10 protein-coding genes and 2 tRNA genes are annotated in these 14,592 nt (G+C 44.4%); all 12 read left to right on the forward strand.

Annotated elements, in window-relative coordinates; genetic code table 11:
* The 12 genes from ACUN27_RS13950 to ACUN27_RS14005 all read left to right on the forward strand — a co-directional run bounded on the left by ACUN27_RS13950 (window position 1) and on the right by ACUN27_RS14005 (window position 14,569).
* Window positions 1-924, forward strand: a complete 924-nt coding sequence (locus tag ACUN27_RS13950) for an ABC transporter ATP-binding protein (RefSeq protein WP_315951361.1) — start codon at window positions 1-3, stop codon at window positions 922-924.
* Entirely contained in the window at window positions 921-2,393 is a 1,473-nt protein-coding gene (locus tag ACUN27_RS13955; RefSeq protein WP_315951360.1) for an ABC transporter substrate-binding protein, read from the forward strand. The genes ACUN27_RS13950 and ACUN27_RS13955 overlap by 4 nt, the downstream gene beginning before the upstream one ends.
* Window positions 2,394-2,446: 53 nt before the next feature.
* Window positions 2,447-4,597 (forward strand): COG1470 family protein, encoded by a 2,151-nt coding sequence (locus tag ACUN27_RS13960; RefSeq protein ID WP_326062135.1) that lies wholly within the window; start codon window positions 2,447-2,449, stop codon window positions 4,595-4,597.
* A 289-nt stretch (window positions 4,598-4,886) separates the two neighbouring features.
* Complete coding sequence (locus tag ACUN27_RS13965; protein ID WP_326062136.1) at window positions 4,887-7,997, forward strand: efflux RND transporter permease subunit; 3,111 nt, start codon at window positions 4,887-4,889, stop codon at window positions 7,995-7,997.
* A 29-nt stretch (window positions 7,998-8,026) separates the two neighbouring features.
* Complete coding sequence (locus tag ACUN27_RS13970; protein ID WP_326062137.1) at window positions 8,027-9,286, forward strand: efflux RND transporter periplasmic adaptor subunit; 1,260 nt, start codon at window positions 8,027-8,029, stop codon at window positions 9,284-9,286.
* Window positions 9,287-9,310: 24 nt separating this feature from the next.
* The gene (locus ACUN27_RS13975) at window positions 9,311-11,062 is read left to right on the forward strand and encodes a hypothetical protein (RefSeq protein WP_315951356.1); all 1,752 of its coding nucleotides are present in this window, start codon (window positions 9,311-9,313) and stop codon (window positions 11,060-11,062) included.
* Between the two features lie 151 nt (window positions 11,063-11,213).
* Window positions 11,214-11,378, forward strand: coding sequence for a hypothetical protein (locus ACUN27_RS13980; protein WP_164484139.1), 165 nt, complete (start codon window positions 11,214-11,216; stop codon window positions 11,376-11,378).
* An 89-nt stretch (window positions 11,379-11,467) separates the two neighbouring features.
* Window positions 11,468-11,544 (forward strand) — tRNA-Met (locus ACUN27_RS13985).
* A gap of 10 nt (window positions 11,545-11,554) precedes the next feature.
* Window positions 11,555-11,628 (forward strand) — tRNA-Ile (locus ACUN27_RS13990).
* 196 nt (window positions 11,629-11,824) lie between these two features.
* Window positions 11,825-13,366 (forward strand): stalk domain-containing protein, encoded by a 1,542-nt coding sequence (locus ACUN27_RS13995; protein ID WP_445559053.1) that lies wholly within the window; start codon window positions 11,825-11,827, stop codon window positions 13,364-13,366.
* 47 nt (window positions 13,367-13,413) lie between these two features.
* Window positions 13,414-13,701: a DUF2277 domain-containing protein gene (locus tag ACUN27_RS14000; RefSeq protein ID WP_445559054.1), complete on the forward strand. Its 288-nt coding sequence runs from the start codon at window positions 13,414-13,416 to the stop codon at window positions 13,699-13,701.
* Window positions 13,702-13,834: 133 nt separating this feature from the next.
* A complete protein-coding gene (locus tag ACUN27_RS14005) occupies window positions 13,835-14,569 on the forward strand; it encodes a DUF1906 domain-containing protein (RefSeq protein WP_315951353.1) in 735 nt (244 codons plus the stop codon).
* The last annotated feature ends 23 nt before the right edge of the window (window positions 14,570-14,592 follow it).

A 14,592-nucleotide genomic window follows, 5' to 3' on the forward strand; every position in this document is an offset into this window, starting at 1 on the left:
ATGATTACTTGTGAAGGTTTAGTCAAAATTTACAAATCAGACGAAGTGGAAGTTGTCGCCTTGCAAGGATTGAACATCCAAGTTGACGCCGGTGAGCTCATGGCCATTATCGGGAACAGCGGAAGCGGTAAGTCTACATTATTGAACATTTTGGGCGGCCTGGATCGTCCTTCCGCAGGGCAAGTGAAAGTCGGCGATTGGGATTTGTTGAAAATCACTGATAAGCAGCTGGTCGAATACAAACGGCATACAGTCGGCTTCATTTGGCAAAATAACGCCCGCAATCTCGTTTCCTATTTGACCGCACTCGAGAATGTAGAAATGCCGATGATGCTCAGCGGGAAATATGATCCCGCCTATGCCAAGCAATTGCTGGAATGGGTCGGGCTTAGCCATCGGCTGAACAATAAACTGCAAGAGCTGTCAGGAGGCGAACAGCAGCGTGTTGCTATTGCGATTTCGCTTGCAAATCGTCCAAGGCTGCTGCTCGCCGATGAACCTACGGGGTCCGTAGATTCCAAAACGGCGGATATGATACTAAACATTTTTCAGCGTCTGAATAAAGAATTGGGAGTTACGATTGTGATTGTTACCCATGATTTATCCATGGCCGGAAAAGTGGGGCGAGTCGTTGCCATCCGGGATGGAATGACGAGTTCAGAGTTTATTGCGCGCAGTCCGTCACTTGTAGGCACGACGGGTATTGCGGGTGGACTTGCGAATAAGGATCATGAAGAGTTTGTTGTGTTGGACCGCGCAGGCCGCTTGCAAGTGCCCAAAGCTTATTTGAACGCCTTGCAAATCGAAGGCAAAGCAACGATGGAGTTTGATGGCGAGAAAATTATGATTAAAGCGCCGAAAGCCATACCGACTTTTGGGGGTAAGGAAATGAATTCACATACTGACGGAGGTAAATCCAAATGAAATCAATTACACGTAAAATGGTCGCTACATCTTTGACCTTGGCCATGGTCGTCCCCCTCGCAGTGGCTTGTACCAAGGGTGAGAAAGCAGACGATAAACAGGAGCGGGTGCTTAAGATCGCCACATCCATGGGGTTCGGCGATGATGAGTATTTCCGACAACAGTTTACAGAAATATTTGAGTTCGCCAACCCGAATATTAAGATTGAAATGATTCCAACGATGGATGATAAGTATCGCTATGGCGGGGTGCAGCCTGGTGAGAAGATGCCGGATCCGATGGAGAAACTGAAAGAGGTCATGCAGGGGGATAACCCGCCGGATGTCGTGATGGTCGGCTTCGAACAGCTGCCGGATATTATTGAAAGCAATATGCTAACGCAACTGGATCCACTGATTACGAAAGATAAGTTCGATACGACAGGCATTGTGCCAGCTGTCATTGATGGCATCAAAAATGCGGGCAGCGGTAAGTTGTATGCACTTGCGCCAACTTTCTCGTCCTCGGCATTGATTTATAATAAGAAAATGTTCACGGATGCCGGAGTTGATTTTCCGAAAGACGGCATGACGTGGGATGAGGTGTTTGATCTTTCCAAGCGGCTGACCAAAGGGGAAGGAGAGAACCGATTGAACGGCTTCTCATTCTCAACGCAAGCTCAAGGCGATTTGTTCTATGGCATGCAAATGTACACGGCTCCTCTGCAAATCAAGATGTTTGATGATGCTGGAGATAAGATGACGGTGGATACGGATCAGTGGGAAAAAGTATGGACGAAAATGGCACAGCTGCAAAAAGACAATGTGTTCCCTGAGCTTATGGATCCACAAAAGGGGATGAATCGGAAATTCGATCAAGAAAATCCTTTTGCCTATGACGATTTCATGTCGAACCGCTTGGCGATGGGAATTATTAATTACGGTCAAATTCAACAAATTACGAATGCGAACAAAAACGCTGCCAGCTACAAAGGATTTACACCGATTGATTGGGATGTTGTAACAATTCCTTCCCATCCTGAAGCGAAAGGCGTGGGAGGTTCCATTTATATGAATGGGATTATGGGGATTAACGCGAAAGCGCAAAATCCAGATGATGCCTGGAAATTCATTAAATTCGTGAATGGCGATGACTGGGCAAAACTGAAATCATACAGCTCTTATAACTTAGTTGCGCGTTCTAAGTATTTGAAACCGAAAGATGGTTTGGACTTCCATATGGAAGCATTTTACAATGTAATTCCTGCGCCATCGGATAATAACTTCAAAATTTACCGTGATAAGCCGAACATTTATCAAGTCCAAGAAATTGGCCATCAATTGTTTAATAATGTTTTACAAGGAAAAACGACGGCTCGTGAGGCACTGAAAGAATGGCAAACCCAAGGCGATGCAATGCTGAAGCAAATGAAGGAAAATCCAGGTGAACCACCGAAACCTATGACTATGCAAGCAGTGCCAGCCGGTTAATAACCATTAACGATCAGATGACAGTTACAACGATGAAGGAGGCCATTCACACCATGAAGATCAAGTTCGGCTACAAATATGCGGCCACAATTGCTTTGTCTGCCACAATGGCATTTGGCGCCATAACACCCGTATGGGCAGATGGCAGTCCAGCCGCCGTAACCATGGCGATAGGTAAGGTACCGATTACGAATAGCAGCTATTTTGAATTAAAGCAGATTCATGTTTTACCTGATCAAAGCGGCAAGATCGCAACCTTCACGATTACGATTCATAATGAAGGCAGCAGTGAACTGCAATTTATTGATTATTGGGCTAGATTGAAAAGTAAATCAGGCAATCAATTCTCAGCGCGCTTGCTGCCTGCTGATAAGGATAAGAACCGGGTAGCCCCCGGTTCTACAACAGATTTAACATTCTATGCGACGGTGAATCCAAGTACGAATCTTCAGGACCTTGTAGTCCAATTCATCAAGTGGGATTTTAGCCAAACGAATTTCGAACGGGTGCTTGGAGAGGTCGCTGTACCGGAGAATTATACGGATGTCGTTCCATCTGAAGGTACGGGCACCATTTCGATTGGCGGCGTGGAAGTACGCGCTTCTATTAAAAAGTTCGTCAGCAACAAAAACGAGAAGTATCATGTTCCCACGGTTTACCTGACGCTGGAGAATGTAGGTAGTCATGCTGTGACTATTCCCGCTTACTTATTCTCAATCAGGACACAGGATGGGCTCTTGTATCCTTTGGAGGCCAAAGGGATCAAGGATTTGAAAATTAATCCAAAAGAAAGCAAAGAAATTCAGCTCTCCGGTTCCATTCCCGTAGCGGTAGCCGCGGATGCTTGGCAGCTGGCCATTGCGGACACGATTGCGGATTTGAAACTTAATGTAGCCGTAGCCAATTTCCAACTTCCTGCCGTATCGTCTCAAGAAGGTGGTTCAATTGGCAAAGAGTATTCTTTCACGAATAAGTCGGGTGTATACACAGCTCAGCTAGGTGGTCTTCACCGTCTTCCTTGGGAGGATCAAGATCTACTGACAGCGGATCTAGTACTAAGCAATAAGGGAGATGAGTCGCTGCCCATTCCGAAACTATCCGGTTACTTCCTTCTGGATGATGCGGTCAAAATCGATGCGAAGCTTATCCAGACAGCTAAAGTGATTGGGCTTGGAGCGGGTACGAGCGTTAACCTGCAGCTTGCCGGCAAATTGCCGTATACGTATGAGTTCTCTCAAGTGAAGCTTGTACTCCAAGAGAATGAGGGAGATGAACCGGCTACGGGGACAGAGACGACAAACACAACAACAACGGATGTCCTGGAGTTCTCAACACAAGCTGAGCTTCAAGCTGTTCCTATGGTTGGACTGGGCGAATCCTATTCGTCGACGGATGTTGGGCGCAAAGCCAAGTATGCGATTAGGAGCGTATCGACCTACGAGGACAAAACAAGCATCATGTATTCAGCCATGGTTGAGGTGACTAACCTGGAGAAAAGATTCACGAACGCCACCAAGCTTGTCGCGAATTTCCGGTCACCGGACGGAACTGTATTCCCGGCTTCTGTTGCGGAAGTGAAGAATAAAATTTCTCCAACAGGAAAAGGGCTGCTTAACGTTTGGGCGCCTGTGCCAAAAGGCTTCTCAACCGAGAACATGAATTTGCTACTTGGCGAAGCCGTAACGGAGGGCAAACTGTCGGAAGGCGACAAGGCTGTTGCTGATTCCTATGTAAATCCAGTTGCCTATACACTGCCAGCGGAGAATACGAAAGTGGCAGATACACTTAAGAATGTGGACTTATTCCCTTACACGATTAGCATTAATAAAATTGGGACGAGTATTGAGGATAAAGTATTTACACTCAAATTCAACTACGAGTTAACGAAAGAGAAACTGACTGAAATTAATACCGAAGGCCACAACTTATTGCTTGTATTTGAAGATGGCGGCGGAATTAAACGTTTTGAGAGAAGATTCGATTTCAAAGACTTTGACGTCTTCAATGGAGATTCCACGGGGGATGAGGATACGAAGATGCGACTTGGGAAAAGAGAGAATTTCAAAATCTCGATCCCCGATGAAGGCCTTATTTTTAATACAAAATTCCTGCAAAAATATACACTTAGTGTGTACGACGAATTCCAGGGGCAACGAAAGTTAGTTGCTTCTCAGAAAGCGGATTGGTTTATTACTACGGATTAATAACATACATCTAAGGGTTGCCTCAAATGGTCTGATAAAGCCAATGAGCAGCCCTTTTTTGTGTCCAGTCATAAGAAGTCATAACAGGATTGCCCGCCATATGACCAACATATGACTGAAATATGACTTCACTCACCTGTTTTTATACATAGCCCGATATATAATAAACCCAGACCGAAAAAAAACATAAATTTTCCATTGTAATTTTATGTTTTGTTAAGAAATTCCAAGTATGATGGTTAAGTGAGTGTCTCAGAGTATTAAAGCTGGTGATAGGGGAGAAGTGAGAATGATCAAGTTAACCGATTTTTCAATGAAAAATGTAGCAGCAATTTTCATCCTGATGCTGCTGTTGGTCGTAGGTGGTACGTACTCCACAACGACGCTCAAGGTAGAAAGCTTTCCAGACATTACTTTTCCGGTCGTCATTGTAAGTACTACATACGTAGCGCCTCCTAAGGATGTGCTGGATGAAGTTACGAAGCCGCTCGAAAAGGCGGTTGCAGGCTTAGACGGGTTAAAGACCCTTAGCTCAAGTTCACAGGATAATTACTCACAAATTATTTTGGAGCTTGAACAGGATAAGAAGCCGGAAGATGTGAAGAAGGACGTTGAGAGCTTAATCTCCAATGTTAAGCTTCCGCAGGGATCTGAGAAGCCTAAGGTGTTAACAGCCGGCTTTGCTTCCGAACCGGTATACTATCTAGCCGTATATGGTGACGAGGGTATGAACCAAGCAGAGCTGGATAATGCGTACAAGGATACAATTCTTCCAGGCTTTAATGGACTTAAAGGGGTTGACCATGTTGACTCTGTCGGTAACCAAGACGCAGTACTAACGATTAAGCTGGATGCGCCTGCGATTAACAACTATGGTTTAACTCCAGCGGATGTCTCTGGATCCATTAAGGCAGCATTGGTTTCCAGCCCTGCAGGTACAGTGGATTTCAATGGTAACCAACAGATGGTTCGTGTGAAAGGCGAAATGGATACCATCTACAATTTGGACAATTTGAAAATCACGACAAAAACAGGTGATACGCTACTCCTTAAGCAGATAGCCAAAGTTGAAGCCATTAGCGAATCCAAGTTTATTGCCAGATTAGACGATAAACCGGCGATCGGCGTGCTTTTGTACAAAACCAAAGCGGCCAACGCCGTGGAATTTGCAGATAGCGCAGATAAATTAATGGCAGACTGGGCTCAGACTTTGCCTGGCGTGAAATTCCACAAAATTTATAACTCAGCCAACGATATCAAAGATTCTATCCATGGAATGGTCCAAGAAGGCGGCTTAGGCGCGATTCTGGCATCTGTCATGATCTTGCTGTTCCTTCGTAATATACGAATGACACTGATCGTACTCGTTTCCATTCCTCTATCGATTCTCGTCACGCTGTTAGTCATGGGACCATTGGGCATTTCCCTGAATATCATGACGCTTGGGGGTATGGCGATCGCGGTCGGACGGGTAGTAGACGACAGTATCGTCGTTATCGAAAATATTTATAGTCAGTTGCAAGTGGCCCAACAACGTAATGAATCCGTTATTCGATTAGCAACGAAACAAGTTTCGAGTGCGATTACGTCCTCAACCATTACAACCGTAGGTGTATTTGGTCCGATCGGCTTCGTAAGCGGGGTTGTCGGCGAAGTTTTCCGTCCTTTTGCGATAACGCTGGTTGTAGCTCTTTTATCTTCATTAATTGTTGCGTTAACTGTCATTCCCATGTTGGCGAAGCTGCTGGTGCTTAAATCCAACAAACTTACCAACCACGACGAACATCATATTGGACCGATGGGTGAGAAGTATAAGAAAGCGATCATCTGGTCTTTAAACAACCGTATCAAAACGCTTTTAATAGCCGGCGTGGCCCTTATTCTTTCTATTGTTATTACTGTTCCGAATTTAGCGGTGGCCTTCATGCCAAACAGTGAAGCTGTCAAACAAGGGGCTATTGAAATAAAAATGCCTCGCGAAACATCTATTGAGATGATGAATGAAAAATCCAAAGAACTCGAAAGAGAATTAAAGCAGCATAAAGATAAATTGGGCAATCCTGCTTTCAAGTATATCGAATCCCTGGTTGGTTATAACCAAAGCAGCGACCGGTATGCCTATAGAGCGATGATGTTCTTTGAATTAACCGCAGACACAGATGCGACAGAGGCTGTCAAAATCTACAAAGAAGATATGCTGAAATTGATGCCGCCAGGTTCGGATGTCAACATCCAGTTGTTTACGGGTGGACCTCCAACATCAACAGGTTCTGATTTTGCCTACTCGCTGAAGGGTGATGACCAGTTATACCTCCAGCAAGCTGCTAAGATGGTGGAAGATAAACTGAAAGAGTTTCCAGAAATAAATGATATCAAAGATAGCTTGAGTGATTCTAAAACGGAAGTTGAGATTACGGTCGATCAAAATAAGGCTCGATTGTACGGACTATCTTCAGCGCAAATTCTACAAGCTGTTAGTTCCTGGATTGCAGAAGAAAAGCTCGGAGATTTGAAGTTTAACAATGTGACCTATGCAACCAAAGTTATGCTTAATCCAACTTATAAAAATTCCGTGGACAAATTAGGCACATTTTTGGTCAAAACACCTACGGGTCAAACGATCCAGTTAAATGAAGTCGCTCATATTGCGCAAATTGACGCGCCTAATAGCATCAGTCGTGAAGATGAAGAACAAATTGTAAGTGTAAGTGCCAAAATTGATAGTACGGATAAAGGAGGCGTGAGCCAAAAAATAACGGCTGAATTGGCAAAGCTGGAGCTGCCGTCTGGGGTCTCACGTGAAGTCAAAGGGGTTTCTGATGATATTAACAGAAGCTTTATGCAAATGTTTGTCGCCATCTTTGCATCCATTTTCATCGTTTACATCGTCATGGTAATCGCATTTGGTAACGCAAGAGCGCCGCTGGCTATTCTTTTCTCACTGCCGCTTGCGGCCATTGGGGGGCTGTTAGGGCTTCTGATTACAAGAGAATCTATTAATGTTACCTCACTCATCGGATTCCTCATGTTAATCGGTATCGTTGTAACGAACGCGATTGTACTTGTAGACCGTGTACAGCAGCTCAGAGAACAAGATTATTCCATTCGGGATGCACTTATTGAAGCAGGGATTACACGTTTAAGACCGATCATTATGACGGCAGGTGCAACGATTATTGCCCTCTTGCCGCTTGGCTTAGGTTTATCCAAAGGGACCATTATTTCCAAAGGATTGGCGGTTGTTGTTATTGGGGGACTTACGACTTCAACGCTGCTAACACTTGTCATTGTACCGATTATGTACGAGATTTTATTCAAAAAGAGAGAACGTCGTTGGTTCAAAAGAAAAGGGAAATCGTCAACCATACAAACGGAGCAATCACCATCTGCGCTTCAATAAGCTGAATAGGGGAAAAGGAGAAATCGAATATGAAACGTCAGTTGTTTACGATTAAGCAAAGTGCCAAATTATTCGGTGCCGTCGCGCTTAGCGCGGCGATCATCGCAGGATGTTCCGCATCACCTGCTGCAAGCCCGAGCGCAACGCCGGCAACGGCTGCCGAGCAAGGAGTTAAAGTTGTGAAAACGGCTAAAATTGCCAAACAAAAGATTGGTAATCCGATTGAGCAAGTAGGAGACGTTGTCTCTTCCATTCAATTGGATGTTGTGCCTAAGTCAGGCGGGGAAGTTATTGAGATTCTAAAGAAACGCGGAGATAAAGTTGAGAAAGGTGATGTGCTGTTCCGCCTAGATCCGACCGATGTTTTGATACAAAAAGATTTGAATTCCGTGAGTATTAAAGGAGCCCAGGCCGGGCTTGTTGAAGCTAAACAGAAGACAGCCAACGGAATTGCTGATGCTAAAGACGGGGTGTCCAAATTAGAGACAGCCGTTAGCGATCTTGAGAAGGCTTATAACAAGGCTCGTAATGAATACGATCTAGGTACAGCAACGAAAACGCAGTTAGAACAGTCTGAAACAGCGCTAACCAATATGAAAAAAGATTTGGAGAGCGCACGTAGAACGCTGAAAACTGCGCAAGAGACGAATTCCCTTGCACAAGTGGAAACTAGTCTGGAGTCAGCACAGGTTAGCGCGCGCAGCATCGATAGAACACTAAGCAACCTCGATGTAAAAGCGCCTGCTTCCGGTGTGCTAACGGATCTCAATGTGACAGTTGGTGAAACTTTGTCACCAGGCGGTCGTGTCGGAGAAGTGCAGCAGACGAACCCGGTGAAAATCAAGTCCCAATTGACCGAAGCATCGGCTGCTCTCGTTCGAGGTAAAAGCGAACTGATTTTCTACATACCAGATGTTACTGATAAAGCCAGCGCTAAAGTCACGTACTTATCTGATGTCATTAATGGTCAATCCAAGGCGTATGATCTGGAGTTGGAAGTCCCGAATCCTGATGGTAAGTTGAAACCAGGTTCCAAGGCCCAAGTCGAGCTTACCAAAGACGATGAACAAATCGTACCGGTTATCCCGAGCCTTAGTATCGTTCGCGAAGGCGGCGACAGCTTTGTGTATATCGTGAACGGGGAAACTGTCCAAAAACGTAAGGTTGAACTTGGTCGCTTAAACGAAACGAATCAAGAAGTGTTATCCGGCGTTAAGGAAGGCGAGATGCTCGTGATCTCCGGACAGCACCAACTGAAAGATCAAGATAAAATTAAAGTGAGCAACTAGCTCGAGCTCAAGGAGGAGAACTACGTGAATAAGAAAATGAAGAGATCACTGGCCACTATTGTACTATCCGCTGCACTTTTAACTACCGCTTCTTTTCCTGCATGGGCTGCGGAGGGTGTGAGCTCGGCAGTTTTCGCTCAAACAAGCACGAATACCAGCTATGCGCTGACTGATAAAGTTGAAGTGGAGATCAAAAGCATACTCAACGAGCATGAATCGGATACAACGAAGCTAGGAGCAGTCATTCGGATTAAAAATACGACCGATAAAATAACTCGTGTCCCTGATTATGAATTGCGCGTTCGCATGGCGGATGGCGTTGAATATACGCTGCAGCCGAGTGCCAAAAATCCAAAGTCGATACTACCGAAGACGCAGCAAGAGCTTAGCTATCTAACGAATGCAGAACGCAGCGATGATGCTGAACTTAGCGAGCTTAGCTTTGTAGATGTGGATATGGAAGTATATCCGAAAAAAGAAACAACACTGCTGAGCGTACCGGTTGACGCGGCGCTCGTGTGGAAAGGCAGTGACAGCACGATTACCAAAGCTTCTGCGCTTCTGAAGTGGGGAGAGGCTTTCACACTGCCATCTCTGAGGACATCGGTAGGATTTATTCCTGTGGATATTCACAAGGAAATCACAGCCAAAGGCGTGTCTACTGTTGTGCAAATTCAGGTCGTCAATCCAACGAATGAACGCCAAACCGTTCCGAATTTCGGAATCGACGGCAAGACGGATAGCAAGGTTTATTCCGGCGATCGTGCCGAAGCTTCCGTTGTACTTGATCCGGGTGAGAAAAAGTATATTCATATCGTGATCCCAACCGATTTGGACACCGAATTCACGAGTTTGAATGTCGTGACGCCGGAGAGTTTCTTCGCTTCGCAGGGGGATGGCAAAATGCAAGAAGATACCTACCGTGTTGGGCGCGCGAACATTTTACTTCCTGTTGGAGCGGCGACACAAGGCGTCATTCCGGCTCCAGACTACACATTAGGAACACCAGTTAAACTGGATTCAACGAATAAATTTGTACCTTCCAATGTTGATGTGTCGCTTGTTGAACTGCATGTCACAAACAATGAAGATGATGGATTCAATACGGCAGTGGCCAAATTTAAACTAACGAATAACAGTGATCGTCCAGTCCCTATTCCAGCGATACAAACGGAGCTTGTAAGTAAAGACGGCTTTGCTTATGGAGGAAGAAGACAGGCGGCAACTGCGCTTAGTGTTGTTCCTAAGGCTTCTTATGTGGTCAGCTATTCCTATGCGCTTCCTGCTTCCGAAACAGGCGAGGGCTTGAAGATGAACTTATACAGCCAGCAGGCTAGCGGAGATACGGTGTATAAGTCGCTGCTCGCAACAGCGAAGGTGCCCGTTCAGACTAACGAGACAACGAGTAAAGTGCTTAATGTTTACCCTTACGAGATCAATATTAAGGACTGGAGTATCTCAGCGATTTATCAAGCTTCCTTGACCTACGATTACAAGTTGAAGCTGGAGCTGGACATCAAACCGGATAAACAGGTAACAGTGGATAAGTATAACAACAAGCTATCCTTTGAATTATTCGATAAAGTTGGCAATCCTGTTGGAAAAACGACGAAAGATTTGTCAGGCGAAGGAAGATTGTACAGTGGTTCGAACACAATTGACCTAAGTGCGAGATCCGGTCAACTGGATTTCCCAATTCAAGTCAAAGTTTATGAGACCTTTACGAACGAATATGGAGAAACGGTTAAACGATTCCTTACAACTTTTAAACAATAAAAGTTCAATGCCGCCTGGTAGTGCAAGAAGCACTGCTAGGCGGTTTTTCATTTTTTTCGTACATGCAGGATGTTCAAGAGGATGGACTCATAAGTCTGATCGGTTTTGGATAAGATAGGTTTATCGATTTCATTAAAACGGAGTGATTGCGATGAACTGGATATATTGGGCAAAATTATATGATTCCAAGTTTCAAGCGGGCTGTCTGGCGAAAAGAATGGAAGAAGACTGGTGGATTTACGGGTATGAATGCCCACAAGAAGTGGAAGTTTTCAAGTCGAAAAAGGGACGTTTCGGCGTTCGTTACAATACGTAATTTCCTGCATTTTATCTAAAAATTAACGCTTGACTTACCACTCGCGCTTAGTGTATATTTATTTTTGTCGCTGTTGAGCGGCAACATGACGCGGGGTGGAGCAGCTCGGTAGCTCGTCGGGCTCATAACCCGAAGGCCGCAGGTTCAAATCCTGCCCCCGCAACCAAATTTTATTTGGGCCTATAGCTCAGTTGGTTAGAGCGGTCGGCTCATAACCGATTGGTCGGGGGTTCGAGTCCCTCTGGGCCCATAGTAGTGAAACCCTTTGAATAAGGGTTTTTTATTTTTTAGAAAATAAAAACAGCCTCTTATTTTCATCAATCGTTTGATGAAGATGAGGGGCTTGTGCACGTTTTTGTGCACACAGCTTTTTGAAAAAATAATAAGAGAATCAATTTGAAAGGTATGGTAAACTGTGTAGGAAATTACTACATGGAGGAAGTTGCATGCCATTAAATTGTGTTAGAAGAAGCCTCATTTTATCTGCATTACTTGTATGGACTTATTCACCATTAGCAGTGTTTGCTTCATCTACAAGCGGACTCGTTTCCATCAAGTTAACATTGGGGGAAACCAAAGCTTCAATTAATGACAAGAGCGTTACTCTTCAAATGTCTCCGCACCTTGTTGAGAATACAACGATGGTCCCACTCCGATTTGTTACAGAAGCCTTAGGTGCCACCGTTAAATGGGATGGAGCTGTACAGAGAGTTGACTTGGCATATGGGACAAAGCTCCTCTCCATGCAGATAGGAAATGCAACTGCTCATGTAGACGGTACGCCAATCCACCTTGAGCAAGCTCCTATTATTGAAAATGAAGTCACTCTCGTGCCGATTCGGTTCATTGCAGAGAATTTCCAACAGACAGTTACATTCGATGAACTTACTCGGGTTATCACGATTTCGCCAGCAGATGATCAAAGCTTGAATGGCGCTCTCCCTGTCAAAAAGCGATTGGATAAGCCGACAGTTGATAATTTAACTTCACAGAACTCTATAAAAATTCCTTTAACTGGACTCCTCCCATCATCTGGACCTTATCCGCATTATTTCCTTAGTGATATGGAGATGATCTCGGATGGTAAGGATGATCTGTATTTCATATCGCAAAATGATCAGTCTAACTTCTATATTAAGAAGATGAATCTGAGCAAAGGAAAAGAGATAAGTTTAGAAACCATCCTTTCGTTCAACGATACAAAGTTTGATTTTGAGTATAAAGACGAGCGTGGTGCGGCAAGCAAATTTCTACATTATGAATTCATCCCAAAATCATTATTCTATGATCAAGCTTCAGATAAACTTTTTGTCATGGGAAGAGACTTTTATAATAAAATGGCTGTTTTTTATCAAGTATGGCCTAGCGTGAAAATGATTGCGTTTGATACGAGTGGACAATTAGATACGGATACGGACTTTATCCAGCCTTTGAATGACGGACAAACATATGTGATAAGTAACTCTTTCAAAAACATCCTGTACACAGCTCATGAGGGAGAGAGGCTCACATCTTACATGAGTGTCGAGGGAAATCGAATGCATCATCTTGTTCCACTTGTTAATAATGGGATCTTGTATGTTCTTGATCGCGAGAGCAAGCAAATAAAAGAGATTACTCCTGGGGTAGGATCAGAGGTAGTTGCTACATTAAATATTGAACAAATAAATACCGCAATCACGCATGATGGATATTTTTTCATTACAGATGGGAAGCAATTTTATCGTGCAAATGTAGAGGGGAAGATTGAACCCTACGCGAATATGGATATTGCCATTTATAGAAAAGGTATTTTTAATTCCTTGACTGGGAACTATGATCAGATGCCCACTCCGCCAGGCTACTCGGGAGCATTAAATGATGATTTTGAGCCTAAAAAAATTGTTCTTGGTATTTCACCGCGATTTGTCATAAATGCCGATGGCAATATTCTGATTTATGATGATATTAATTTGATTCTTAGGAAAATTACGGTTTTCGAGAATTAAGCAAAAGTGTTCAACAAATCAAAAAATTCGCAAAGGAGCTGCTTGTTATGTGTCGTAATATTAAGCCGCTTTTTAACTTCAACCCCGTTGCTACAGATGCTGAGATTCAGGCGGCTTCTTTACAATTTGTTAGAAAAATTTCGGGCTTCACCGCGCCATCCAAGGCGAATGAGGAAGCTTTCAACCGAGCGGTCGCTGAGGTGGCGCTAGCTGCACGTCAATTAATGAATTCACTCGTCACTACTGCGGAGCCGCGCAATCGAGAAATCGAAATCGAGCGTGCACGCGCTAGAAACGCCAAACGATTCGGAACCGTAAAAAAGCTGGAGTCCTAATAAAAAGGCTTTTACCTTCTTAGGTAAGAGCCTTTTTGTTGCTTTCCTTTAATAAGCAACTCATTTGAAGTGTAGCAATCTATTGTCTACGAGCATATGATGTAACAAACTAGTAGAAATTAGGTGATAGAAAGTGGCCAAAGGTTTTGATTGCTCAACGCCTTTAACGGCGCAAACCGCCGCAGCTTTCGTCAAAGATGGCTACTCGTTTGTGGCCAGATATCTCGTCCCGAGCGGGTATAAGGCTTTAACGAAAAGTGAAGCGGAACAAATCAGCCAAGCAGGTTTGGACATCGTATCTGTTTTCGAAACTACGGCAAATCGGGCTCTTGGCGGAAGAAATGCAGGATTGGCTGACGGCGCTACCGCGGTACAGGTGGCTCATCAGCTAGGTCAGCCTGCAGGAAGCTGTATCTATTTTGCTGTCGATTTTGACGCGACTAGCGCTCAAATGGCTACGGTCATTGCGTACATTCAAGCAGCAAGTGAAGCGACTCCGGAGTATACCACCGGGGTATATGGGTCGTATGCGGTTATGGAAGCTGTGAAGCAAGCAGGTGCTTGCTCGAGATTTTGGCAGACCTACGCATGGAGCGGCGGTAAAAAATCTACATTCATTAACATTTATCAATATTTGAATGATGTTTCAGAGAATGGCATCCAAATCGATCATGATGAATCCTACGGCAGTGAAGGCTGGTGGAACACGCTGACACCAGTGAACTATCCACTTACAACGCATGATGCCAATGTCATCATCCCTTTTCTGTCAGCTGGCTATGAAGCGACAACTTCGCTCCCAGCTCGAGCGGAATTCAATCGCTTAGCGAATGAACTACGCAAAGCGTCTGGCCAGCCGCTGCAATAAATGTAAAGCCCGTTAACTCTCGT

It is taken from the genome of Paenibacillus sp. WC2504 (assembly GCF_052682475.1).

Coding starts and splice junctions, on each gene's coding strand:
- ACUN27_RS14000 (WP_445559054.1), top strand. CDS start 13,414: ATGTGTCGTAATATTAAGCCGCTTTTTAACTTCAACCCCGTTGCTACA.
- ACUN27_RS13960 (WP_326062135.1), top strand. CDS start 2,447: ATGAAGATCAAGTTCGGCTACAAATATGCGGCCACAATTGCTTTGTCT.
- ACUN27_RS13955 (WP_315951360.1), top strand. CDS start 921: ATGAAATCAATTACACGTAAAATGGTCGCTACATCTTTGACCTTGGCC.
- ACUN27_RS13950 (WP_315951361.1), top strand. CDS start 1: ATGATTACTTGTGAAGGTTTAGTCAAAATTTACAAATCAGACGAAGTG.
- ACUN27_RS13980 (WP_164484139.1), top strand. CDS start 11,214: ATGAACTGGATATATTGGGCAAAATTATATGATTCCAAGTTTCAAGCG.
- ACUN27_RS13995 (WP_445559053.1), top strand. CDS start 11,825: ATGCCATTAAATTGTGTTAGAAGAAGCCTCATTTTATCTGCATTACTT.
- ACUN27_RS13965 (WP_326062136.1), top strand. CDS start 4,887: ATGATCAAGTTAACCGATTTTTCAATGAAAAATGTAGCAGCAATTTTC.
- ACUN27_RS13970 (WP_326062137.1), top strand. CDS start 8,027: ATGAAACGTCAGTTGTTTACGATTAAGCAAAGTGCCAAATTATTCGGT.